Consider the following 25229-nt stretch of genomic DNA (forward strand, 5'->3'; position numbering starts at 1 on the left):
TTCCTCTCTTCTTTATGCTTGTGTTGAAGGTGATTGTCCCTGCTTTTTCTTCTTCTCCCAGTAGAAGTACACCGGCAGCCCGGTCGCGCAGACAACCAGAGCCGCTATCAAGCCTTCAATGGGAGCCCAGATAAAGGTTCCCCAGGCCATCCAGGCCGCGCCAAGAATAGCAAGCGCAGTCATCAAAGGCCAGACAGGCATGCGGAACATAGGCGTATATTCGGGACGCTTTCGGCAGAAGATGACCGAAGCATACATCATGATGTTGGTCAACAACATGACGAGCGTAAAATAGCCGAGAAGCGTGCGCAGGTCTGCCAGAAAGATCAACACGATGGCATACCCGCATTGCAGCAGGATCGAATAGCCAGGTGTACCATATTTTGGATGGATATACCCGAAAAGCTTGAAAAAGAGTCCATCTTTCGCCATTGCGTTCTCAAGGCGCGGCTGATACATGACGCATGAGCTCAATGAGCCCAGGATCACAATCATCGCCGAGATCGCAATAAAGGGCGTTGCCACCGCAGCCAGCCCCGGAATAAATGATACCGCTTCCGAAACGGCAGCCTGCGAATGAATCAGCTTGTCAAAAGGCATCAGACCAGTGACCGCGATCGTCAGCAGCGTATAGAGCACCGTTATAATGATCGTCGAGCCAAGCAGCGCACGCGGCAGGGTCTTACTGGGATTCTTAAATTCACCAGCCATATAACAGACCGAGGCCATGCCGGTATAGGACCAGGTGGTTGCGGAAACACCACTCATCAGGCTGCTCATCACGTTGGAGCCCTTCGCCGACGCGGGCACAAAAGAGAGATTCTCAGGATGCATGAAGCCAAGTGCCAGGCCGATAACGACGACAAAAGGGATAATCTTCACCAGCGTGATCAGAACCTGAAACACCCCACCCTCTTTGACGCTGCGATAGTGCATTGCTGCCAGCACCAGCACAATCGCCACCGCCAGAAACTTGCCCCAGATGCCGCCCAGGACCGGGAATAACAGCGCCGCATAGGACACCAGGGACAGCGCCATAATGGAGATGGACGGGGGATCAAGTGCAAAGAAGCTCACCCATCCATACAGGAAGGCCAGCGGGCGAAATCCCGCCTTTTCGAGATAGACATAGCCGCCACCGTTCTCGGGATAGGCTGTCGAGAGTTCCGCCAGCACCAGCACTTGCGGAATCGCGATCAAGCCACCGAGCACCCAGGCAAAAATGGAAAGGGAAGGGGTTCCCGAGGCGTTCGCCACCTCGCCAACCGAGACAAAGATACCGGAACCGATCGTTGTTCCGACGGCAAGCGCCAGCGCGACCCAGAAGCCCAACTGGCGTTTCAGTACTGGACTACTCATACCGTTTTCCAATCTAGCGACGTTGCTGACGCTTCTACTACAATTGCTTCAGATACTCGTAGGATCGTTTCAGGGTCTCATGTGGATGCAGAACATAGTCACCGCTCATGACCTCAAGCGTGATAAAGCCTGTATACTGCGCCTGCTTGAGCGCTTCAAGGTAGTCCGCAAGCGGCAACACGCCATCTCCAGGGGCAAGATGCGCATCCGAGGTTCCATCACCATCGATCAGATGGAAGTGCACGAAATCAGCTCCGAGCTCCTCAATATACTGAGAGACTGTTTCATGAGCCAGATGCATCGCCACAGTATCCAGCATCCCTTTCAGCGCCGGAGAACCCACAAGCTGTTGCATACGCTTCAGTCCTGCAAGATCGGTGACGATATTTGATTCAAAATGGGTTAGCGGTTCAAGTGCCAGCGTGATTCCTTCTCGTTCAGCCACACAAGCGATCTGAGCTAACGAATCAGCGGAGCGCTGCCAGGGCTCGTCGTCCTTCTCGGAGAAATAGCCCAGGCCAGAGGTAACCAGCATCAGCGGCGCCTCCAGCTCGACTGCCGCATGCAGTGAGGCAATAAAGTAATCAACGCTGGAAGCACGAAGTTCAGCATCAGCAGCCGCTATGTTGAACGGATATGCGCACTGCTCGGGGGTAAAGCAACAGAGTTCCAGCCCTCTTGCTCGTATCGCCTCTTTTGTTTGACGTATCTTCTCGGTGGAAGTAGCGCCAGTATAGAAATGAGGTGCGCCGCCCCAGAGCTCAATTGCCTCTATTCCCAGAGCTGCCATTGAGTCAAGGAACACCTCAAATGGATAATAGCGATACGTAATGTTCATGCCTGCTATTTTCATCTTCGCATCTCCCTGCATACATCTTTGTTATGCATTGTTATATGACATTATAATACAAAGTTGAAAGCCCTGCAAGAGAGAAGCGGACGTTTTTTCAACGCGGCGGGCTTGCGCCCCCAAAAAGAAACGCTGCCGGAAGAGTTTCCTCTTTCCGGCAACGCCGCGATCTTACGCGTACCTGATGTTGTTGAAGTGGCTATTTCCTTTTAAGCCCTACTTCCACTTCGAGACGTTCGGGCAGGGTTTGTCGGTCGAGATGTAGACATCCTTCCATGCATCCGGATCCATCAAGCCCATCGCGTTATCAACAAGACCCTTGACACAGGGCTTGGTGACACTCGCGGTCTTGTTCTGGCTCACCGGGAGCCATGCCACATCGTTGACCAACTGCTGTTCTGCCTGATTGTACATCTGCATACGCTTGGCATTGTCGGGCTCCTCATCAGCCTTGAGCATCAGTTCCATGTTTGCTTTCTGCTCGGCCAGGTTCGGAGACTTGGACTTGTCATGTCCATAGTTCCAGCTATTCTGAGCAGGATCAGTGAACAGCAGAGTCAGCCAGTTCTGCGGATCGGGATAGTCAGCGATCCAGCCGCTCTTCCAGATCATTGGCGCCTTGTCGTTGTCACGAGCATTGTTGGTGACATCGAGGAAGGTGTTCCAGTCAAGGTTGTCGATTACAACCTTGATCCCGAGCGCCTTTTCCCACATCTGCTGGACAGCCTCGGCGGACTGCTTGCCAGCATCGCTGGTGAACGAAGCGGTGTACTTGATGGTCGGCATTGTCTGGCGGGTCAGGCCCTTCTCTTTCAGGCCCTCCTCGAAGAGCTTCTTCGCCAGCTCAGGATCACCTTTGGTGTCTTTCACCCCTCCAGGGCCTGTCAGGTTTGGATTGTAGCCGTCAGAACCCTCGGGGACGATATGGTTGGTCGGGATTGTCGCGCCCTTATCGATGTTGGTCGAGAGGACATCCTTGTTCAGGGCCAGCGCAAACGCCTGACGGATCTTGATGTTGTCAAACGGAGAGACCAGATAGTTCAGCGCGAAGTAGGAAATCCACAACTGCTTGGTCTCAGTGAACTGGCCGTTCGGCAGCTTCTTGGCGGCCTCGCGCTTGGCAGCAGGGACGCCAGAGCGCATCACGTCCTGGTTGGACTCGTATGACTTCCAGACGACGTCGCTGCTCTTATAGAACGGGTGGACGATCTTCTTCAACTGCGGCTTCTCACCGTAGTACTTCTCGTTGCGCTCCAGAACCAGCGCGACGCCACGCTGCACTTTGGTCAGAATGAACGGGCCAGCGCCAGCGCCCTCACCAATATGATCGGTCCATTTGTCGCCATACTTCTCAACAATCTTCGGGTTCACCACATATGAGGTGACATACGCGAGCGACTGCAAGAAGTACTGAGCGCGCTTGCTGGTAACAATCTGCACAGTGCCCGGATCGGGAGCAAGCAGGCTGTAGCCGATCAGCGTGTCACGCTTACCAGCCTGGAACTCATCCAGACCCTTGACCAGGCTCAGGTAGGAAACGGCGTTTGCGGCCTTTGTCTTCGGGTCAAGAGCGCGGTTCAGGCTCCACACAACCTCTTTTGAGGTCAGAGGATCGCCGTTGCTGAAGGTCATGTTCGGGCGCAGCTTGAAGGTGTAGGTCACGCCATCAGCTTCCTGCTTGAATTCCTGCGCCAACTGCCCCTTCAACTTCAGGTTGTTGTCGAACTCAACCAGACCGGTAAAGATCTTCCGTGCCACACTGCTGGAGTTTGATTCGCCGATCATCGGAGGATCAAGCGATTTGACCATCTCAACGCCAGCGATAGGCAGAACGAGGATCTGATCCTCTGCCTTGCCGCTTGTGTTGGCGTTATTGCCCGAGCTTCCGCCACAGGCCACGACCAACAAAGCAAGCATTGTCAGGACAATGGAAAATATCCCATGCCGAAACTTCTTGTGTCTTAACATATCCCTCTCCTGAAAAAGGAGTTTACTGAATAAATACACCAGACATCGTGTCGTAAAGGCAAGGTGTTGTGATGCCAGAATCGTACAAACCGACGAGCTTTCGAGATTAGAGACAGCGATGGTGAAAAGAGAGTGCCTTCTTTTCTCCCTGTCGTCTCGCGTGCATCGGCCTGCACTGCGGTCACATCACTACACAGGCCAGAATGACTATTGCTGTTCTGGATGAAGAAAAACATGCGTAAGGTATCACAGTACCGAATAGAAACCTGAGAAGTAAATACTTTCTTACACTTAGATCGATGTAATATTACAGGACACAGGTAGATATTCTATTCGGCATCCTTTCCATGCTCTCAGCATCCATTTCGCACAGGAAGGAGAACAGCAATTTTCTCCTCTGTAATAGAGTACGTCAGCTTCAAGGAAAACCTCACATATTTGTGTATCTTTTCTTTGAACTGTAAGGAAATCAGCTTCTACATAGAAGAGAGTATACATACATGTATACGTAGAAAATAGAGAGCAATAATACACAACTCCAATGGAAGCTTAGTTTTCACGCTACAGAAACAAAAGCTACTCTCTATGTGCTGACTATTTTATCTGATACAAGCGGCAGAAGAAGTGAGCCAGTCCCGCAGGAACCGACTCACCCTATCAGTGCAGCACGCCTTGCCAGAGAAGCCGCATCTCCTCGCATGTTTCCAGCAACCCATCAAGCGTGCCCTCAGCCGCTATTCGTCCCTCTTTGAGCACGATAATGTGATCTGCCTGCTGTAAAACCGCATGCCGCTGTGTCACTGCCAGGCAGGTTGCATCCGTGCGAGCAAAGAAGCGCTGCCAGAGCAATCGTTCTGTTTCCACATCCAGTGCACTTGATATGTCATCGACCACATAGAGATCAGGTTCATGCACAAACATACGTGCCGCCGCTGCGCGCTGAATCTGCCCACCTGAGAGCCGGACGCCGCGTGGCCCTACAAGCGTATCGAGCCCCTTTTCCAGCCCTTCAACATCACGTTCGAGAACCGCCGCATGCAGTGCTGCCTGAAGCTTATGCTCCGCCTCAGGCCGACCAAGCAGGATATTCTCCTTCAACGTCTCGCTAAAGAGCGTCGGTATTTGTGGCGTGTAGGCACAGCGAGGCGGCACCAGAAACGTCGCCGCGTCCTCTATTGGCCTCCCATTCCAGAGCAATAAGCCTCGCTCTTTGGGCAAGAGACCAAGCAGCACCCGCAAGAGCGTTGTTTTGCCAGAGCCAACCCGACCAGTAATGACCGTCAACGTGCCCCGCGTCAGGCTCAAGGCGATATCCTCAATCCCCCGGTTTGACTCAGGGTAGTGATACGTTATCCCTCTCGCTTCAAAGCACTGCAACGCATCTTCTTCTTTTCGTATATATGATTGTTCTTTCTGCCGGTAATGACGAGGATACACAGGCGCATGGCGTACCACTACCTCGGGAGAATTACCCTGCAACAGCTCCACAAGCCGCTTTCGTGATACCTGCATCTGGCGATACTTCGTCATAAAGATTCCGAACAGGTTGGTCCCCTGCGCCATCCAGCCCAGATAGGACGTAAAGAGGATAAAATCACCTACAGTAAAGCTCCCAGCCCGCAAGGAGGCACCTGCGAGCAAGAGAACAATGCCAGTTCCCAGGTTCGTCGCGCCCGTGACCAGCTCGCTTAGAACCTTACTGAAGATCAGATCTTTGAGCACAGCCTTGCGCCGGGTCTCATTCAGTCGCTGGAAATGGCGCACAACTCGCTCTTCAGCAGCGGCCACCTTGACCGCAAGCGTCGCTCCCAGAATCTCGCCAAGCAACCCGGTAATCGCTCCCATCGACTTCTGGCGTGCTGTTCGATAGCGCTGAATGTGGCGGGTTGCCTGCTGGACCACTACCAGCATCACGAAGAGCGGAAGAACAACTACTATAGTAAGCAGAGCATTCGTCTTCAATAGAAGAAAAAGCGCGACCCCGAGCATTGCCAGTTGCCCGAAAGGATCAACAATCCAGGTCACATAGCTCGCAATCTCCTTCGCATCCTCGTTTAACCGCGTCAATGCCTCACCGGGCGAGGCTGGAAGCGCCCGCGCCGCCGGATACTGCATGATCCGCGCCAGCACATTCCGCTGGATCAATGCCAACCAGATGGCATGTAGCGAATTCTCCATCACGTTTCCGATCGTCACCAGGCTCGAAAAGCCAATCGAGACGGCAACCAGCAGGGCCAGCAGGCTCCACGCATTCCACCCGAGCGGCTCCTGTTGCGAGAGCAGATCAAAGAAGCGCTGTAACAGCATCCCCGGCACCAATGGAATCAGGTAAAATGCGGCGACTCCCACAATTAACACCAGGAAGAGGATAGGCCGGAAGCACACCAGCCGCCAGATCAGACGCAATGTACTCATACCAGCTTCTCCATTCCCATACGCAACAGGCGAGCAAACTGTGAGCGCTCATCCTCAGCCAGCCGACGGCGCTCGCCATACTCACTTAGCCGCCCATCACTCAGAATCAGAATGTCATCCACAAGGTGCAAGGTATGCAACCGATGCGCGATCAGAATAGCGGTACGCCCCTCCAGCAGCCGTGTCATCGCCCGCTCTATCTCGTGCTCGGTCGCCGGGTCCAGCCGCGACGACGCCTCATCCAGAATGACGATCTGTGGATCTTGCAGAAAGACCCGGGCGAAGGCCAGCAGTTGCGCCTCTCCTGCTGATAGGCCGGTATTGTCGGGAGCCAGCAGCGTGCTGAGCCCTTCAGGCTGACGTTTATACCATGCAGCCAGCCCGACAAGCGCAAGCGCCTCTTCTACTCGATGATCAGGGATAGACTCATCAAAAAAGGTCAGGTTGTCACGAATACTGGCGTGAAAAAGCTGTATATCCTGTGTCACCATGCCAATACGCTTACGAAGATCCGTCACTGCCAGCTCTCGGATATCAATGCCATTCAGGCAGATCCGGCCCGCGGTCGGGTCATACAGGCGAAAGAGCAGGCGCGTGATCGTTGTCTTTCCGCTCCCCGTGCGCCCCACGAGGCCCAGCTTCTTGCCCGCATCCACTGTGAAAGAGAGCTCGTGCAATACCGGGTCCGCGTCTTCACTATAGTGGAAGGTTATCCGCTCAAATGAGAGCGAGAGCGGACCGGCGGGCAACGTGGCCCCCCTTCCATCCTGAATTTTTTGCTCCGTTGCCAGAATCTCTTGCGAACGGAGAATGCTTGCTGTCGCCTCCTGAAAGCTCCGCATCTCGTGTGCGAGGGCGTCCAGAGGCTGCTGCAATAATTGCGTATACGCATAAATCACATAGATGACACCCAGGCTGATCTGACCCTGCATGTACAGGTAACCGCCCAGGCCAAGCGAGACGGCCAGGACCAGCGTAAACAGAATCTCTGCCACACCAAAGCCGGTCATCCCCAGCAGGGACGCCTTCCAGGTCGCTCGAAGGCGCTGTACCGCACGTTCAGCCAGCCTCCTCAGTACATAGGTATGCGCATTGTGCGCGCGAATATCTTCAAGCCCCGAGAGCCGCTCTTCAAGAAAGCCCGAGATCGCCGCGTCCGCCGCGCTGACCTCCCGCCACCCCTTCACGCCAACATCGCGCAGCAGCAATAGCGCCCCCAGAAGAAGCAAGCTACCAAATAGCAGGCAGAGCCCGATCCGCCAATCAACAAAGAAACTCAAGGTCAGAATGACCAGGAGCAATACCACATTCCCCGCAATATCAAGCACAAAGCGCGAGAAAAACGAACCAAGCGTCGAGACATCGCCATCGATACGTTGGGTCAGTTCGCCAGGCGTATGGACGCTATGGAAATCGGGATCAAGCCGCAAGCAATGGGCCAATAGATCGCTACGAAGCATATTCGTTGCCCTGACGCCGATATTTTCGGCGACATAGGTTTCTGCCAGCGAGACAACCTGTGCAAGCAATGCCACGCCCAGAAAGAGCAGCGCGAGCACAAGCAAGAACTGAAAAGGCCCCGTTTCACGGGCAGTATCGATAAAGAAGCGCACCAGTTGCGGTTGCACCACTTTCAGGATAATACTTCCTCCAAGAAGGAGCGTTAGCAAGAGCACTTGCCGCATATGCGGACGAACATATCTGAGTAACCAGGCTCTATATCCTGCAAACGAAAGCACAAGAGGAACTCCTTTAACAGCATGAATAACAGTGTAATCAGAGAAAAGCAGGGAAAAGGAGATAGAGATGGAATACACCTGATGCCAGAGCAACAAGCGCATAACAGAGGACATTATAGAGCATCTACTGACGATATTGCCTCTTCTAAAAGCAACACTGCCAGAGATCAAGAGAGACGGTATTTATGCTTCTGTTTGCTTCGCCAGCTAAACGGCCCATAACACATGGAGCGAGTAGCGCTCTAGTATTGAATCAGGTGCATTTCTGGCGAGAAAACCGTTTCGTTCAACATCATAACCACCTCTTTCATATTATTCTCTTTCTGAGTATATGAGCTTCCTTTTGTGGTGTCAAGCGCGGCGATTTCCACTTTCTTGCAGGCCCCAGAGAAGAGATAAAGGGGGGCACATTCTCCCTTCTTTTACACGGAAACGACTTCAGAGTGTCAACAACTCGGCATTGTGCTCCGGAAGGAGGCTCACCACGAGCCTCCCTCTTTTTCACCAGGCTTTCAGCAGGCTCAAGAGCGCGTCAGGAAACGTCTCACACCAGACGAGGTCATCATGTCCCCTGTGAAACTCCCGGTACTCGACCGAATAGCCCCGAGCACGCAAGACATCGCGCATATGCCGAAAAGGGAACGGCGCGCAACCGTCCCCTTCTTAACAACATTGTGATTGCGCCATCAGGCATTCATCAGCCGTTCACGCTCTTCCTCTGAAGCCTCTGTCAGCGCCTCTTCATTCGGTCGAAGCGTGCCCAGCTTGCGAATTTCGGGCCAGACCAGTGAGACAATGCCAACGACTATCATCGTGCCAATACCGCCAAAAACGACCGCAGGCACCGGACCCAGGTACTGTGCCGCCGCTCCCGACTCAAAGCCGCCAAGCTGGTTGGATGCTGAGATAAAGAGCTCGTTTACTGCTGAAACACGACCGCGCATCTCGTCAGGCGTTCGCGCCAGCAACAGCGTGCTCCGAATCACCACGCTGACACAATCCAGCCCACCAAGCAGGAACAGCATGAGCAAGGAGAGCCAGAACGACCGGGACAGGCCAAATACGATTGTCACCAGACCGAAGCCGGCAACCGCCAGCAGGAGCGCGCGCCCGGCCTTCTTAAACGGACGATGGGCGATAATGAAGGTGACACAAAGCGCACCAACCGAGGGAGCCGCTTGCAGCCAACCAAGCCCGCTCGGCCCCACCTGCAAGATATCCTTTGCAAAGACCGGCATCAGAGTTGTCGCGCCACCAAGCAACACGGCAAATAGATCAAGCGTAATGGCGGCAAGCATAACGGGTGTCTGGCGCAAGAAACGCACCCCTTCCCCGAGCGAACGGAGCGATGGACGTTCCTTCTTCTCGCTAACCTTGCGCGGCGCCGGTCGCGTCAGGCTGATCAAGCATATATTAATCAGCACTGCAAGCGTGTTGATAATATAAATGGGGAGCGCACTATGCGCCACAGCGATCAGCAGGCCCCCACAGCCCGGCCCAAGCACCGATGCAAGCTGCCAGGCGCTACTACTCCATGTCGCCGCACTCTCAAACGCTTCCTCTGGCACCATCTGCGACATCAATGCCGAGGAGGCAGGATTGTTAAAGGCGACCGCCGTTCCCATCACTACCAGACAGCCATAAATGAGCACAATCGATGTATTCGCATAAGAGCATAAACCAAGCGCGCCAACCGCAATAAAATGAACAGACAGCGCAATAAGGACAATAGCTTTCCGTCTTCCCTGATCAGCAAGCTGCCCGGCTGGCAGGGTAAATAAAAAAACTGGCATGATCATCGCCAGTCCAACAAAGCCAAGCGCCAGCTCGGAGCCCGTGCGCTCATAGATCTCCCACCCAACCGCTACATTCAGCATAGAATCGCCAATTGAAGCAAGCAGCATACCGATAAACAGAAAGCGGAAATTGCGATAGCGCAGCGCCTTATAGGGATCATGTTTGCGCTTTGCAGCTTGCTCGGCCTCTGGCGGCGAACTGTTATGTAATGGTTCTGACATGCTATCCTTTCTCTACTCTTCTATCCCTGAAAAATTGCCCTCTACTACAAGTGACCTTCTACATTGACACTCCCCAGGCCAGAAGGGCGGGGATTCTTCCTTCATCCAGCCTGCTTGCGCGTCGTCGCTCTGCGACGACGCGTAGCGGCAGGCTGTCCAGAAGCGTTCGACGAGACACCCTCGTCGGTTCCCGTCTGCCCGACGGTACCCTGTAGCGCTTTGTGCAAGATATTCAAGGCGGCGTTGTGATCGCGATCGAGGAGCAGCCCACAGCCGGGACACAGATGGGTACGCATACTCAAGCTCTTTTTCACCCGTTGTCCACAACGAGAACAGTCCTGACTGGTGTAGGCCGGTTCCACCCCGATCACCGGAACCTGATGCAGCGTGCCATCGTATCTCACCCACCAGAGGAAGCGACCCCACGCCGCATCAGAAATGCTCTTGGCCAGATGACGGTTCTTGACGAGATGGCGGATCTGCAAGGCTTCGTAGGCAATCAGGTCGTGAGACGAGACAAGCGCGTTCGCCTGCTTTCTGGCGAAGTCCTCGCGCTGCCGTTGCACCTTGAGATACGCTTTGCTAAGGGCTTGACGGGCTTTCTTGCGCTTGGCGGAGCGCTTCTGTGTCTTCGAGAGCCGACGATGCAGCTGCTTGAGCCGCCGTTCCGCTTTGCGGAGATACTGAGGAGGAGCCACGGTGTTGCCTTCGGAGTCAGTGAAGAAGGCACGCAGCCCCAGATCAATGCCTACCTGCTTGCCAGAGGGCTGATGCTCAACGCGTCGCGTGGCCGCCACCGCGAACTGACAATAATACCCATCAGCCCGCCGGAGCAGTCGTACCCGCTTGATCTGTGAGAGGGGAAAGGTCATGATATCGCGCGAGCCGATGAGGCGCAGCCGGCCAATGCCGCAGCCATCTGTGAAGCGAATATGAATGCCATCGGCCTCCAGCTTCCAGCCAGTGGTCTTGTATTCGACACTGCGACAATCGCGCTGGAACTGAGGAGAGCCCTTCTTGCCGGGTGTCTTGAGGCGACAGTGCTCGTAGAAACGGGCGATGGCAGCCCACGCCCGGTCAGCGGCAGCTTGCCGGGCCTGCGAGTTGAGGGAGAGCGCAAAAGGGAACTGTCTGGCCAGCACAGCGCAATACCGCTGCAGGTCATTCCTGGAGACGCCGCGTGCATCCATCCAGAGGCGCAGGCACGTGTTGCGAATGAACTGGGTGGTGCGGATAGCTTCCTCGATGGCGGCGAATTGTGCTTTCGACCCATCCAGCTTGTATTCGTAGATCAGCATCCCTTGCTCCTTGTTCGTCCTCACTGTCTTCGCGTATCCTAACACAATGATTGTCTTCTGTCAAGCGAAGGGGAACGTTCTGCCTCTGCTGGCTTCCTGCGCCATCCATCCCCTTGGCTGAAGCCAGGGGCCTTCTGCCGCTTTTTGGTAAGATCGATACATTACACTATGTCATCATTGCGGAGGAAAAAGCAACCCTGTTCACGCAGGAAACGACGTGCTGTCTACGATCGTAGTTCATCTCTTCTATAGAAGAATTTAGCGGTGTAACCATTTCTCCATAAAGATCAATTCATCACGCTGATATCCTGCGCGTAGATAGAACTGCTGCACATCTGCATTCTCGGGCTCGATCAGCAGATTGACCTTATCACAGCCCTTTGCCAGCAGCCGCTGTTCCACTTCTTGCAACAGAATGCTCCCGATTCCACGCCCCTGAGCAGCAGGCGCAACGGCCAGATGATTGATCCAGCCACGCCGCCCATCGTAGCACCCCATAATCACACCGAGCAAGCGATGTTCTTCCTCGACCACAAGAAACAGATCAGCATCTCGCTCCAGCTTACGGGCCATCCCCTCAGGCGTATCCGAAGCGCTCAGTAACAGGCCACATTCCTTCCAGAGCGCCACCACTGCATCATAGTCTTGCAGGCGAAAGCCGCGTATATGCATTCTTCTCTCCAATCCTTCCTTCATCCCATACCTTCTGTTCCCCTGAAATGGAACAGCTTTATGCTGCTTATCATACCACGAAGCAAGCAATCAGAAAAGGCGAAGAGAGCCCATTTTTCCAGCAAGAGCAGGCAGAGAATAGGGAGGAAAGAGGAGAAGCAACCTCATACAAAAGGCTCCTCTGCAATTCTTCTGTAGAGGAGCCCGTTCTTCTATAGAGGAGACGTCAGCGTGGAAGCCAGTGCGAGCCCGCAAAGCTAGCAATAAAAGAAAGCACATAGATCGTCAACACACTTGCAATCACGAGCAAATGTGTGCTATTGCTTCGGAACTGTTTCCGCGCAAGAATCAAAGCCGAAAGAGAAAAACAAATAATAGATAGCGATAAGAGAATCAGAACGTGCCAGTTAAAGGACATGCCAAGAAAAAGGAGAAATGCACTCATTACAGCAACCGATGCTGCAACCTGTTTCATAATATCACTCCGGCCTTTCTTCTAAAATCTAAAAGAACATGAGGGCAACTCTTCCCTCACTCCTGCCGCGCAGGGTACACTATTTTATACGATTCACAAAGAAGAAATGTTTATTACCGAACAAAAATCCAGGATGAGCTGTAACCCGGGGGATTTTCCTGTCCAGAGGGCGATACTGTCTTCTTTCTCCTTATAATAGAGCATCGCAGGAACAGGAGTATAGACATATAATGATACCAGCACGTACCTATTCTCTTATGACAGCAGGAGCATCCATGTAGACGCGAGGATATGATCTTTTTCCGGTTGGACTAATCCGAGACGACAAACGCGCTCAGCATCGTCTGTATTGGGGGTCATCGTGAGGGAACAGGCTGGCAATGTGCCGCACGGGAGGCAGCAGCGGTCTATATTGCTCCATCAGGCCTCCCTATCACGGCATCGAACTCACATCCTGGCCAGCGCAGGCCGCTATGTCGCCGCTGGTAATCCTCGTGCATCCTGAGGGGCTCCCAACGCCGATCTCCCTTATAAAAACCGACGATACGCCAGAGCAGATGCAGCGCCTTCTCACGGCTCCAGCGCTATCTTGATGAAGGAGGAAAGGCCGTGCTCAAAGAGCCGTTTTTCTGCGTCATCTGCTCCTATTTATGCCATCCTTGCGCGTCTGCTCCAGCTTCATCCTGAATTGACGGAGTCCACACGAGAGCGGCGAAACACTATTTCTTGAACGAAAACAACGAAAGGAAGGGAAATCCCTCTCTTTATTTCTTCGCGGTGACAACATCAATAGTGTAGGGATATGGTTCAATACTGTACTGCCCGGGCTGATCTCCAGAGATAGTCACCTGGACAGGAGCGATCGTCGCAGGGACCACAAAATTCGGCAGCCAGAGCCGCCCTTCTTTCACCACAATAAACAGCCCGTAGATGTCTCCAACCGCCGCAAAGCCCTCCATTCGCGAATTGCGGTAGACATCCAGGTGCAGTTCTTGCTTCAATTTCTCCACCTGCTCCTCAACTTCACCTACAACCAGACCGATCTCACAGACACGCAGAATATCACTGGAAGAGAAAGCTCCCGTTGAAGTGTCTGGAAGATCATAATGCGCAATAAACTCAAGAATGTTCCCGGCAGCATCATAGAAGTAGATCGAAGCAGAATTCCAGTTTTCCGAGCGAAATTCCTCGCCCCCCTGATATTCCAGAATGGGAACCCGAGCCCGCGTCCACTCCTTCACACTCTCCCATTTGGCAGATGGCACCATAAAGGCCACATGATAGATCGCCTCCTGCCCGGTTGCTTCAAATGTCAGGGCCGTCTCTCCGGCCTGAACGGTGAACGAGGTAGCCTCCTCCCGTACCAGCGGCAGGCCCAGAACCTCTGTATAGAAAGCTTTCTGGTTGAGAAGCTGTGACGTCGCCAGGAAAAGTGTCTGTATCTTCATGCTTGGTTCCTTTCTTGTATTGAGCACGATACTTTGTACTCTGTATAAGGAGATTATACGCGGCCCCTTCCCGGCTGTACCTGTCCAAAATGCAGATATCACCTGTTCGTTCGATCAGACTTTCATTCTTCTAAAGCCAACTCCGACCGAACTACAATGCCATATCTCCGCAACAGTGCGGCTGTCACCCCGGTGCCCGCCTGCCGCTTGCCCGAAAACGTGCCATCATAAATCGTGGCACACCCGCATGATGGACTGAACTCCTTTAAAATCGCCTCTCTGGCCCCGGCAGCCTGCGCCAGCTTGAGCGCCTGATGAGCTCCTGCAAGAAAGGCCTCCGTCACATCCTGCCCACTATCATCAATGACACGCGCCTTCCCATCCAGCACATCATCACCATCTCCACCTACAATCTCAGCGGGACGCCGCGGCGTAGAAAGCCCGCCGAGCATCTCCGGGCAGACAGCAATTGCCTCCTGATGCTCAACAAGCCGAATCACGCGGGGATCAGGCTTTGCCTGCCCATTATAACGGCATGGCGTCCCGGTCATGCAGGCACTCACCAGACGAATCGGTTTTCTTGCAGCCATACGTTCCTCTCATTCCAAACAAGTTCTTTCAACATCGCGCTCAGAGAGCACATCCCCCGTATTATAGCCGATTTTTGCAGAAAACCCCACCGCTCTTCCTGATATTCCACTAGAAGCGCTCTTTGTCTTCTATCGAGGATTTCCCGGGCGTCTCTTCACCACGAAAGCCCGCATAATCGCCCAGCTCAGCAACGATAGCCGCTCCGACGCGTGTACCCAATTGGAGCGCCTCTTGAAGCGAGTAACCACGCAGCCAGCCCGCAAGAAAGCCCGCATTAAAGCCATCTCCCGCCCCGACAGGGTCGACCACCTGAGCCACTGGATGGGCCGGAACCGAAATGCACGTTGAACCAAAAAAAGCACACGCTCCCTGTTCCGCTCGTCGAAGCACGGTCACCTGGGCCCGAAACGTCTCGGCCACTTTCCGTACCTCTTCCACCTCCTCCACACCAAGCACCGCCGCCGCATCTTCGTGGCTCATCAAAATGATGTCGGCTCGCCTGAGCAGCGGCAGTAGAACCGCACGCGCATGTTCAGGCTCCCAGAGCGGGGCCCGATAGTTGGGATCAAAAACAACCAGCGCCCCGGCTTCCTGAGCCAGTTCCACCGCATAAGCCACCGCCTCAGCACAGCTTTGACTCAATGCCGGCGTGATTCCGGTGAGATGGACAAGCCGCGCCCCCTCAAACAGCTCACGGTGCAGATGCTCGGGTGCAAGGCGACTGGCGGCAGAAAAGCGACGATAGTAGAAAACACGTCGCAAGCCGTCGGGGAGCCATTCGCGGAAAAAGACCCCGGTTGGAGCCTGCTCGTCTGTGATAATAGCATCCGTTTGAACACCTTCTGCCGCCAGTGTTGAGCGGATACGCTGCCCGAACGGATCGTTCCCGACACGACTGATAAAGCGCACACGATGCCCCAACCTGCTCAACCCGATCGATAGATTTGCCTCAGCGCCAGCAATGTCAAGCGCTAACTGCCCGGCCTGAGCCAGAGGAATCGGCTCTGAAGGATAGAGCACAGCCATGCATTCGCCCAGGGTCACGACCTCCGGTTGCATCATCTCCATCTAGCGAATTGCCTCCACCTGCGCCCGCGCCTGAGCCGTAATCTGCGCCCAATCGCCCGATGCAACCGCCTGCGGTGAAATCAGCTTTCCGCCGATCCCGACAGCAACCGCGCCAGCATCCAGAAAAGCACGAGCATTCTCGACACCAATGCCGCCCGTGGGCACAACACGCAGGAACGGCAACGGTGCCAGGATATCACGCAGGTATTGCGGGCCGCCCTGACGCGCAGGGAAGAGCTTAATCATATCGGCTCCGAGCTCGTGTGCGGTCAGCATCTCGGTCGGAGTCAGCGCGCCACACAGTATGGGTACATTTGCCTCCTTGCAGGCTGCGATCACGTCCGGGCGCACCACAGGCGTCACGACAAACTGTGCCCCTGCCTTGAGCGCTTCCCTTGCGTCTTTCACCGTCAGTACCGTCCCAACTCCTACACACGCCTGTTCTCCCTGATGCTCTCTCACTGTCTGAATCGCCTCTATCGCGCCCTTGCCGGTGAGCGTGAATTCCAGAATCGGGATTCCTCCGGCCTGAAGTGCACGAGCCACTTCCAGCGCATGGGTATATGCGTTAAGGCGCACTATAGCAACAATGCGCTCCTGTATGATCTGCTCAACAACAGAAATAGTCATCACTCCCTCCATAGATACGACAAGCCGCCGGGCAATCCCGCATCCTCGCGGCACTCGATAGTGAGTTGATTGATCGTTCTATCAATGATCTGTGCTCCCGGCAAGGAAAATCACTCTTCCTCTGCCGAGAGCAGTGAAGCGGCTATGGACGCGGCTTCACCTCAACAATGATCTCAACTTCGACAGGCGCACCAGCAGGCAGCTCAGCAACGCCGATGGCAGCGCGGCTATGTTTTCCGGCGTCGCCAAAAATCTCCTCAAACAACTGAGAAGCGCCATTGATCACCTTCGGCTGGTCCGTAAAGCCCTCGGCAGAGGCAACATAGCCATTGACCTTGACAATGCGCACGATCTCGTCCAGGGAACCAACCAGGCCACGCACTTCCGCCAGGCAGTTAATCGCGCACAGACGAGCTCCCTGCTGTCCCTGCTCGATAGATACATCACGCCCGAGCTTACCCTGCATGGTCAGCTCCCCGTTGACGGTGGGCGTCTGCCCGGAAGCATAGACCAGATTGCCGGTCCGCACCGCAGGGACATAGCTAAAGGCAGGAGCAGGTAATTCAGGTATCGTGATACCGAGCTCTTTCGCACGTGCTTCAAATGACATAAGACACAATCCTCCTCTATAGAACCTATCGGGTATTTCAATACTATTGACGTAAGCCACGCGCCGCGACCGGCAACACCTCCGTCACTTTGCCCTCGCGCACCAGCAACAGTTCATTCGAGAGGTTAACCGACGTACACACGTGGTTCGGGAAAAAGGCCAGCTTCTCGCCAATTTCGGGCTGAAAGCCGGGCGCAAGCTTGACGAAGCCATGTTCCTCGCTCATCTTGATAACGATCCCGCTCACGCCGTCGGTCGTCACCCCATAGCCCTGCAAGCCCGCGTTCTGCGGAATGACATCGCCGCTGAAGGCTTTGGCTCCGGCATCGATGATCGCGATATCAGGCGCTGGCCGACTGACCACCGTGGTGAGAATCGACAGCGCAATCTCATCAAGCGTGCTGGTGCCGCTTTGCGTCGTCATGCGATCAAAGAAGACGTACGTTCCGGGCCGTATCTCCGTGACGCCTGACACCTGCGCGGCATATTCCCCCGAAGGTGTAGACCCCACGCTGACCTCGTTGATCGGGATTCCGTCAGCACGCAGGCAGTTTGCCAGATCAACCATCAGCTCACCTTCCAGCCGGCCAAGCACTTCCGCCTCTTGCGAGGGGGCGTCGGGAAAGCTGATACCACGAAAGGTAAAAATACCATCCAGTTCCAGCCCCGGCGCGTCCAGCACCAGACGACAGAGAGAAGCGGCCCTTTCCGGTTGAATGCCACTTCGATTCAACCCGCTATTGATCTCGATCCGCACAAACAGCGTTACGCCCGCCTCACATGCGGCCTTCGAAAGGTGCTGAATGCCAGCGGCACTATCCGCGCCAACAATCAGGCGGCACTTCTTCGCCAGGTGCGCCGCGTGCCGCGCCTTCATTGCCCCTACAATCGGATAGGCAACAAAGACATCACCGATGCCGCTATCGATAAATACTTCAGCCTCGCTCAATTTTGCCGCTGTAATTCCTACCGCACCGGCCTGAAGCTGGCGGGCAGCTATCGCCGGAATCTTATGCGTCTTGATATGGGGACGCAGCTTCACCTGAGCATTTCTGGCAATACAGGCAAAGCGCTCAATATTTGCCTGTAGCTTCTCATCATCAACAAGCAACGAGGGGGTATCTACATTCTCAATGGGCTGACCGATCAGAGTCATCAGATCTTCATCCTTTCTGGCGTTAACAGGCGACCGGCATAGATGGCGTGCTCCTGACCCTGCCAGAGAACGGGCCGCCCGGCCACAAGCACCGCCTCAATGCCGACAGGATAGCGACGCGGCTCGTTATAGGTCGCGGTATCGCTGATTGCTTCCTCATCAAACAGCACCAGATCAGCAACTTTACCGGGAGCAATCTCCCCATGCTCCGATAGGCGAAAACGCCGCGCAGGAAGCAATGTTAGCTTATGAATGGCCTCCTCAAGCGACAACAGCTTGCGCTCTCGAACATAGCGAGCAAGGAAACGAGGGAAGGTACCATACAGGCGCGGATGCGGCCGACCACCGGGGAGCGGAATGCCATCAGAGCCGAGCATAGCGAAAGGGGCCAGCGCGGCCCGATCAATGTCGGCCCGGGACATGAGTTGCAGCAGCACCGTGACCTTGCCGCGCTCGTGCAGGATGAGTTCAAAGAGTGCCTCATCAGGAGCGAGCTGAAGCAGGTCTGCGACTTCGAGCATGTTCTTTTCTTCAAGCCCTTTATACCCTTCCGACTGAACGGAGGCAATACGCACGCCCTCCCATCCAATATACCCTATCTGATTCTCCCAACCCTCGACGCCTGTCTGCAAGTCGAGGCTGACGCGCCTTCGAGACGAGGGATCACGCAGGCGCTCAAGTGTTCGCTCAATCCCGCCATCCAGCACCCAGGGCGGCAGCAACTGCAAAATCGTGGTTGAGCCATTCGTGTATGGGTACATATCAATAGAGACATCCAGCCCTCGCGCCCGAGCTGCTGTTATCATCTCAAGTGCCCGTTCCATCCCACCCCAGTTGTGGCGTCCGCACACTTTCAGGTGGCTAATATGGATCGCGACATCTGCCTTCTCACCGAGTTCGAGCATTTCTGCAATTGAAGCAAAGAGATGGTCACCCTCGCCGCGCATGTGGGACGTTACCACGCCGCCATAGCGACCGACCACACGCGCAAGGCGTGTCAGTTCTGAGGCAGGCGTATACATTCCCGGCACATACATCAAACCAAGCGACAGGCCCGCTGAACCTGCCTGCATCGCCTCTTCAACCAGCGCTTCCTGGGCCTGGATCTCCCGCTCGGTTGCCTGCCGCTGGCCATAGCCCATCACCGCCACACGCAAAGGCCCATGTGGAAGCAGCGAGCAGACATGCTGCTTCAGAGCCGTCGAGCGCATCGTTTCCAGATACGCGCCCACGGTGGGCCAGTTCCACGGCAGCGAATCTTCGCCCAGAATCGCGGATGAATAGGTCTTTACCGCGGCCTCATGCTCCTGAACAACCGGAGCCATGCCGAAACCACAATTCCCGATCACCAGCGACGTCACACCCTGGTAGAGCTTCGGCGGGACTACGGACTGACGCAGCACGACCAGATCATCATGTGTATGAGCGTCGATAAAGCCAGGAGCGACGGTCAGCCCACTTGCATTGATAACTTGCTCGGCATCGCCCTCAAGCTGCCTCCCAAGCGCAACGATATGGCTCCCTGCGATCCCGATATCTCCCGAAAAAGCTGGCGCTCCAGTTCCGTCCACAATGCGCGCATTGCGGATCAACACAGTATATCTTGAGCTCATAAGAGTCTCTCTTCTCTTTATCAAATATGCCTCAGGAGCCGCTAGCGCCATGCCATGCCCGATATTACAGCCAGATGAAACCCGGGGATTCATCTCGAAATAGAATGCCAAACATCTGCGGTTGCGACTCTCCATTGAGTCACTTCTGTTATACTTATGCTCTCATACGTACAGCATATATCGAGCAATACAGAAGCGCATATTCTTTGCAGAACGCTTGTCGAGAAAAGCTCGCTGGAAGCCGGCCCGGCAGAGCATGCAAAGAACAGGTTAAGCTGAAATTATCATATTTTCTCTCCCCTGTCAACCTGTATTATAGGTTGACGGGAGCCAGGCAAACACGCTATGATACCGACAGAGAGAACGGAAAAAGAGCGAGAAGCATGCTAGGAAAACTCCATAGAGAAACGTTGGCCGAACAGGCCGCCACCAGCCTGATGAACTATATTCGCACCAGAAATCTCCAGCCCGGCGACACCCTGCCCTCAGAAGCCGAGCTGGTCACGGAATTTGGTGTCAGTCGCCAGGTGATCCGTGAAGCCCTGAAATCATTGCAGGGCAAAGGCGTGATCGAGATCATCAATGGCAAACGCCCGACCATTAAGCCGATCAGCAGCGAGATCCTCCAAACCTTTTTTACGCATGCCGCCCACTTCAACCATCATACCATTATAGAACTCATCGAGGTCCGCAAAGGCATCGAGGTCCAGAGCGCTATGCTGGCAGCCCAACGCCGCAGTGAAACGGAGCTGGCGCACATGGAAGAGATCCTTGCCGCGATGCGTCGTTCGGTCGTAGCTATCGATACAGATATTGATACCTCCGTCGATACATACATTCAACTCGATGTCGCGCTTCATCAGGCGATTGCTACTGCCACCCACAACAGCATGATGTATCACTTGATCCACTCGATCAGAAGTGCATTGATAGAGACAATACGCGAAGGGCTGCTGCATCGACACACCTCAGAGGAAATCGAACGCGTCCAGGAGGTGCATGAAATGCTGGTCGCCGCGATCAGGGAGGGAAACGCCCCGGCGGCAGCTCAGACGATGGCCGTTCACTTTGATGAAGCGCTCACCGCTCTGATGAAGGATGCCTGAACCGCGCTGCTTACCCTCGCATACTGCAACAAACAACACCAGAAGAAACGACTGCTCACATACAGGCAGTTTTCTGGTGTAGAAGCCTGCCCTGCTCTATCCTATCCCCCTTTCTTCCCCCCTGCTATGAAAGAAGTACTACCCGGGACGACAGGAATGATGCGGGAAGATGGCAATAAAGCCTCCCGCTGAGCCACCGGGCATTTGACGTTTGCCTCATCTAATGCCAAAATAGCAAGGGAAAAATGTATCCAACTTTCTCAGGAAACACCCGGGGCCGACAGCCCAATATCCAAAGGAGCGATGTAAAAGGATAACATAATGCGAGACATTACCATCTTCAGCGGTAGCGCACACCAGGAACTGGCACAAGAGATCGCAGAGTATCTCGGCCTGACCCTTTGTCCTACAACTATTCGGCGCTTTAGCAATGATTGTCTATATGTCCAGATGAACGAGAACTGCCGGGAAAGTGATGTATTTATCGTACAACCGATTGTCCCTCCTGCGCAGGAAAATCTCGTTGAGCTTCTTTTTATGCTTGACGCTGCCCGTGGTGCATCAGCAGGACGTATCACAGCAGTTATCCCCTATTATGCCTATGCCCGTTCGGATAAGAAAGACGAGCCTCGTATCTCTATAGCCGGTCGCCTCGTGGCCGACCTCCTGGCAACAGCAGGCGCGAACCGTGTGCTGACAATGACCCTGCATGCTGCGCAGGTTCACGGCTTCTTCAGTGTCCCGACCGATCACCTCAACGCGTTGAATGTGCTGGCTCGTCATTTCCGACAGTATGATCTGAGCAACACGATTGTTGTTTCACCTGATCTGGGCAACGCAAAATCCGCCTCACACTTTGCGCGACTGCTCAACATCCCGGTAGCGGCAGGAAGCAAGCGCCGGATCAGCGACGATCAGGTGATCATCGATAACATCGTCGGTGAAGTTGAGAATAAAGATGTCATCGTGCTGGATGACGAGATAGCGAACGGTGGCACGATTATTCAGATTCTGGAAAGGCTACGCGAGCACCACGTGCGTCAGATTCGGGTTGCCTGCACTCATGGCCTCTTTACTGGCAAAGCCATTGAGCGGCTCAAGGCGCAAGATGACATCACCGAGATCGTCACCACCAACACAGTCCCCCTTGCTCCCGAAAAGCGCCTTCCAAACATGACCGTCCTTTCTATTGCTCCTCTACTCGCCGAAACCATCCGCCGCAACCACAACGGTGAATCGGTAAGCAGCCTGCTTCTCGACGACAAGTTCTAAACGACTCACTCCGTCTGGCACGCGATGTCTCTCGATGTTGCGTGCCCTTTTTCATCTGTACATGCCTCTCTTTTTGATCCACTTCACCCCTGATCTAGAGCCGCCTTCTCTGCTCACTCGCCTGCCCAAAACGAGCACAGCATCTTTTTCATGGTCACAACAGTATTATGTATCAGAGCAAGATTCTGTAGTGAGAACATCCCTACATTACCGGCTAGCAGGAGGAAAACCATGAACGAGCCAGCACAGGAGCGGCCATCCATTCCAGCAGCGGAGCAGGAAACGACACACCCCGTTTCGCCACAGCCCGACACCGTTCCGGCCATCCCGGAGAAACAACCAACCCCTCAGAAGCCACAACCAGCCGGCTCAGGCAAAAAGGTCCGTATAGCCCTTATTAGCGGCCTCATAGCAGGCATATTAAACGCTCTCGTCACATTGCTTATCACTCTGACGAACGCCTCTACCTTTCTCATCGCGCGTCAGCAGATCGCAGCAGACAGACTGACCGTCAAGATCGCCCTCGCGCTTGTGGGTTGGCAAGCGGGAATCCTTCTTGCAAGCCTCCTGCTCGGGCTTGCGACGGGCTGGATCACCGGCAAAATTACACGACTGCGCTGGCTCGGCTTTCTCGGCGGAGCGCTGGCGGGCGCAATCTACTCCCTTGCCATTTTTCTGGCCAGTTCATTTCCTTCCTATCCCGGTAATCTGAGCGTCGTCAGCGAGCCATTTTCGATCGCACGTCTGCTCATTTCCGCTCTGCTCCTGGGGCTCTGGGCGTTGGGTGGCGGGCTTGTCGGGCTCTTTGGAGCATGGGTCGCAACCGTATCCCTATCAACTCGAAAACAGCCTTAGCCCGTCACGGAGAGCAGGTTCATTCCTGCTCTTCTTTGCTTGTGCTGCTCTCTGCGACAAACAGGCTTTCCACGTTATAGATCGGTCGATAGCCGAGCTGCTGCCTGGCCTTCTCAATCGCGTATACCCTATCGATGCACGCAGGAAGGGGCCAGCCCTGCTGTTCAAACAAGGCGAGAACGGCGGGCGCTCTCTCTCGCAGGACCGCGACAGGGTCATGCAAAAGCTGCTCTGTATCGCTTTCCTGAAACGGCGATAGCGCAGCAATATTAAACAGATCAAAACGAATATCCTTGTTCTCCACTGCCAGGATATGAGCCGTCGCCGCATCGCGCACGTCAACCCCGCGATAGAGCCGGTGAAGCACCTGTGCAGCTCGTGGCTCGGGCATAAAACGAGCGATACGCAGGCAAATGACGGGCACCCCCCGTCGATACGCGAACTGACGACACAACTCTTCAGCGGACAGCTTGGTGCTATCATAGATGTCGCGTGGCTGAGGCAAAAGCTCTTCGGTGACCCAGACTGCCGCATCCTCTGGTTCCATCGCTGCACCATAGATCGAAGTTGTACTGGTATAAACAAAACGCCGTATCTTGCGACGAGCAGCCGCTTCCAACAAGACAATCGTTCCCGTGACGTTCGTATTCACAAAATCCTGTATAGAATGGCTGGACAGATGACGCGCATGAAGCGAGGCCGTATGAATCACAGCATCCACTTGCTGCATAATTACCTCAACCGCATCGCGATTCAGGATATCCACAACATGGCTTGTCCACCTTCCCGGAACAAGATCAACACCTACAATCTCAGCCCGTGAGGCAAGCTGAGAAGCGACTTCCGCCCCTAGTTGGCCGGAACTCCCGGTGATAAGAATACGCATATACTTCTCCCCGTATTCTAGCGCTATGCGAATTCTGCCATCTCTTTTCTGCTCTCTTACTCATATACTCTACATCATCTCTTGCTGCTTCACACTTTTCTTCTATTATTATCTTGACTGGAAGCGCTGTCACCTCCTTCTCTCGGTCAAAAAGTTTTCACCTACGCATCTATAGTAACATACATTTCTATGTAATTTGCATTTTCATAGAAAATCAGGACTTTTTTCTATATAAAACTTTTTCGATATACTTATACACAAGAAATAAAAGATTCCGAGGAGTCAGCGATCAAACCCCTGATCGTTCCAGGCAGCCGGGTCTTCACGCGCCTCCAGATGCGTCATGGCCGCGCATCCCGGGACCGCCTGATCTATCGCAAGCTCGATCTCTTCACAGAGCGCATGCCCGCGCTGAACCGTCCAATCTCCCGGCACAAGCACATGAAGGGAGGCAAAGCTTCTCGATCCAGAGCGACGCGTCCGAAGCGCATGAAAAGCCACTCCCTGACGTTGAAATGGTTCCAGCGCCTCCTGGATACGCTCAAGGTCATCCGGTGGAAGCGCGGTATCAAGCAGCCCCAGACCGGCACTGTGGAGGATACCTAACCCGACCCGGATGATATTTGCGGCAACAAGCAGCGCTATCAGCGGGTCCAGAATCAACCAGCCGGTGAACAGAACCAGAACCAGGGCGACAAGAACCCCGACCGTTGTCCATACATCTGTTAATAAATGGTGTGCATCAGCCTGTAGAGTCACCGAACGCAGGCGCTTCCCGGCCTGAAGCATCAGCAGAGCCAGCCCACCATTGATAGCAGCACCAGCAACCGAGAAAACAATCCCCCAGTTCAACTGTTCGAGCGGCTGCGGGTGAAAAAGGCGTGGAATTGCCTCGACGATAATAAAAACGGCAGCAGCAAGGATCAAGGTTCCTTCCGCGCCGCTTGCAAAGTATTCCGACTTGGTATGACCATAGGCGTGTTCTTCATCAGCCGGACGCGCCGCCAGACGCACCGCCCAGAGCCCGATCAACGCGGCGAGCAAATTCGCGGTCGATTCTGCGGCGTCCGAAAAGAGACCAACCGAGCCCGTAATCAGGTAGCCCACAAATTTGATGCCCATCGTAACCACTGCGGCAAGCAGCGAAAGTGCCATGTAGAAGCGCGGCGTCCGATCCATGAGAAGAGCCTTCTACTTTCT

General features: G+C 54.4%; 24 protein-coding genes. 5 read left to right on the forward strand and 19 right to left on the reverse strand.

Annotated elements, in window-relative coordinates; all coding sequences use genetic code 11:
• Positions 1–12 precede the first annotated feature (12 nt).
• On the reverse strand, positions 13–1359 hold the full coding sequence (locus KTH_RS02100) for an amino acid permease (RefSeq protein ID WP_111322722.1): 1347 nt from the start codon (positions 1357–1359) through the stop codon (positions 13–15).
• A 37-nt stretch (positions 1360–1396) separates the two neighbouring features.
• Positions 1397–2212 carry a sugar phosphate isomerase/epimerase family protein gene (locus tag KTH_RS02105; protein WP_497616164.1) on the reverse strand — a complete coding sequence of 272 codons (816 nt, stop codon included), beginning with the start codon at positions 2210–2212 and terminating at the stop codon, positions 1397–1399.
• A gap of 60 nt (positions 2213–2272) precedes the next feature.
• On the opposite strand from KTH_RS02105, the gene KTH_RS02110 reads away from it, so the two are divergent.
• Positions 2273–2422 (forward strand): hypothetical protein, encoded by a 150-nt coding sequence (locus KTH_RS02110; RefSeq protein WP_497616166.1) that lies wholly within the window; start codon positions 2273–2275, stop codon positions 2420–2422.
• Positions 2423–2425: 3 nt separating this feature from the next.
• Here the strand turns inward: KTH_RS02110 and KTH_RS02115 are convergent, their stop codons facing one another.
• The 8 genes from KTH_RS02115 to KTH_RS02150 all read right to left on the reverse strand — a co-directional run bounded on the left by KTH_RS02115 (position 2426) and on the right by KTH_RS02150 (position 12794).
• A complete protein-coding gene (locus KTH_RS02115) occupies positions 2426–4177 on the reverse strand; it encodes a peptide ABC transporter substrate-binding protein (RefSeq protein WP_497616167.1) in 1752 nt (583 codons plus the stop codon).
• A 657-nt stretch (positions 4178–4834) separates the two neighbouring features.
• Complete coding sequence (locus tag KTH_RS02120; RefSeq protein ID WP_111322728.1) at positions 4835–6592, reverse strand: ABC transporter ATP-binding protein; 1758 nt, start codon at positions 6590–6592, stop codon at positions 4835–4837.
• Positions 6589–8331: an ABC transporter ATP-binding protein gene (locus tag KTH_RS02125; protein ID WP_170142599.1), complete on the reverse strand. Its 1743-nt coding sequence runs from the start codon at positions 8329–8331 to the stop codon at positions 6589–6591. The genes KTH_RS02120 and KTH_RS02125 overlap by 4 nt, the downstream gene beginning before the upstream one ends.
• Before the next feature lie 501 nt (positions 8332–8832).
• Positions 8833–8958: a hypothetical protein gene (locus KTH_RS02130; RefSeq protein WP_497616170.1), complete on the reverse strand. Its 126-nt coding sequence runs from the start codon at positions 8956–8958 to the stop codon at positions 8833–8835.
• A gap of 59 nt (positions 8959–9017) precedes the next feature.
• The gene (locus KTH_RS02135) at positions 9018–10349 is read right to left on the reverse strand and encodes an MFS transporter (RefSeq protein WP_497616172.1); all 1332 of its coding nucleotides are present in this window, start codon (positions 10347–10349) and stop codon (positions 9018–9020) included.
• Between the two features lie 101 nt (positions 10350–10450).
• A complete protein-coding gene (locus tag KTH_RS02140) occupies positions 10451–11647 on the reverse strand; it encodes an RNA-guided endonuclease InsQ/TnpB family protein (RefSeq protein WP_497616174.1) in 1197 nt (398 codons plus the stop codon).
• Positions 11648–11905: 258 nt separating this feature from the next.
• Positions 11906–12319 carry a GNAT family acetyltransferase gene (locus KTH_RS02145; RefSeq protein WP_111322734.1) on the reverse strand — a complete coding sequence of 138 codons (414 nt, stop codon included), beginning with the start codon at positions 12317–12319 and terminating at the stop codon, positions 11906–11908.
• A 226-nt stretch (positions 12320–12545) separates the two neighbouring features.
• Entirely contained in the window at positions 12546–12794 is a 249-nt protein-coding gene (locus tag KTH_RS02150) for a hypothetical protein (RefSeq protein ID WP_111322736.1), read from the reverse strand.
• Between the two features lie 380 nt (positions 12795–13174).
• Between KTH_RS02150 and KTH_RS02155 the strand changes: the two genes are divergently transcribed.
• Complete coding sequence (locus KTH_RS02155; protein WP_137686032.1) at positions 13175–13387, forward strand: hypothetical protein; 213 nt, start codon at positions 13175–13177, stop codon at positions 13385–13387.
• A 171-nt stretch (positions 13388–13558) separates the two neighbouring features.
• On the opposite strand, the gene KTH_RS02160 is transcribed toward KTH_RS02155, so the two are convergent.
• The 7 genes from KTH_RS02160 to KTH_RS02190 all read right to left on the reverse strand — a co-directional run bounded on the left by KTH_RS02160 (position 13559) and on the right by KTH_RS02190 (position 19910).
• Positions 13559–14242, reverse strand: a complete 684-nt coding sequence (locus KTH_RS02160; protein ID WP_497616177.1) for a VOC family protein — start codon at positions 14240–14242, stop codon at positions 13559–13561.
• A 122-nt stretch (positions 14243–14364) separates the two neighbouring features.
• On the reverse strand, positions 14365–14814 hold the full coding sequence (locus KTH_RS02165; RefSeq protein ID WP_497623173.1) for a 2-thiouracil desulfurase family protein: 450 nt from the start codon (positions 14812–14814) through the stop codon (positions 14365–14367).
• A 127-nt stretch (positions 14815–14941) separates the two neighbouring features.
• Positions 14942–15901, reverse strand: coding sequence for a sugar kinase (locus KTH_RS02170; protein ID WP_497616178.1), 960 nt, complete (start codon positions 15899–15901; stop codon positions 14942–14944).
• On the reverse strand, positions 15902–16531 hold the full coding sequence (locus KTH_RS02175) for a bifunctional 4-hydroxy-2-oxoglutarate aldolase/2-dehydro-3-deoxy-phosphogluconate aldolase (RefSeq protein ID WP_497616181.1): 630 nt from the start codon (positions 16529–16531) through the stop codon (positions 15902–15904).
• Between the two features lie 142 nt (positions 16532–16673).
• Positions 16674–17141: a RidA family protein gene (locus KTH_RS02180; protein WP_111322742.1), complete on the reverse strand. Its 468-nt coding sequence runs from the start codon at positions 17139–17141 to the stop codon at positions 16674–16676.
• A gap of 43 nt (positions 17142–17184) precedes the next feature.
• The gene (locus KTH_RS02185) at positions 17185–18297 is read right to left on the reverse strand and encodes an alanine racemase (RefSeq protein WP_497616183.1); all 1113 of its coding nucleotides are present in this window, start codon (positions 18295–18297) and stop codon (positions 17185–17187) included.
• The gene (locus KTH_RS02190; RefSeq protein WP_497616185.1) at positions 18297–19910 is read right to left on the reverse strand and encodes an N-acyl-D-amino-acid deacylase family protein; all 1614 of its coding nucleotides are present in this window, start codon (positions 19908–19910) and stop codon (positions 18297–18299) included. Before KTH_RS02190 ends, KTH_RS02185 begins: the two co-directional genes overlap by 1 nt.
• A gap of 383 nt (positions 19911–20293) precedes the next feature.
• Here KTH_RS02190 and KTH_RS02195 point away from each other — a divergent pair, with 383 nt between their 5' ends.
• The 3 genes from KTH_RS02195 to KTH_RS02205 all read left to right on the forward strand — a co-directional run bounded on the left by KTH_RS02195 (position 20294) and on the right by KTH_RS02205 (position 23143).
• The gene (locus KTH_RS02195; protein ID WP_497616187.1) at positions 20294–21016 is read left to right on the forward strand and encodes a FadR/GntR family transcriptional regulator; all 723 of its coding nucleotides are present in this window, start codon (positions 20294–20296) and stop codon (positions 21014–21016) included.
• Positions 21017–21337: 321 nt separating this feature from the next.
• Entirely contained in the window at positions 21338–22288 is a 951-nt protein-coding gene (locus KTH_RS02200) for a ribose-phosphate diphosphokinase (protein WP_497616189.1), read from the forward strand.
• Positions 22289–22519: 231 nt separating this feature from the next.
• Positions 22520–23143, forward strand: coding sequence for a YrzE family protein (locus tag KTH_RS02205; RefSeq protein ID WP_111322750.1), 624 nt, complete (start codon positions 22520–22522; stop codon positions 23141–23143).
• Between the two features lie 19 nt (positions 23144–23162).
• On the opposite strand, the gene KTH_RS02210 is transcribed toward KTH_RS02205, so the two are convergent.
• On the reverse strand, positions 23163–24029 hold the full coding sequence (locus KTH_RS02210) for an NAD-dependent epimerase/dehydratase family protein (protein ID WP_111322752.1): 867 nt from the start codon (positions 24027–24029) through the stop codon (positions 23163–23165).
• A 282-nt stretch (positions 24030–24311) separates the two neighbouring features.
• Complete coding sequence (locus KTH_RS02215; protein ID WP_111322754.1) at positions 24312–25208, reverse strand: cation diffusion facilitator family transporter; 897 nt, start codon at positions 25206–25208, stop codon at positions 24312–24314.
• Positions 25209–25229: the final 21 nt, after the last annotated feature.

The organism is Thermosporothrix sp. COM3, from assembly GCF_059696735.1.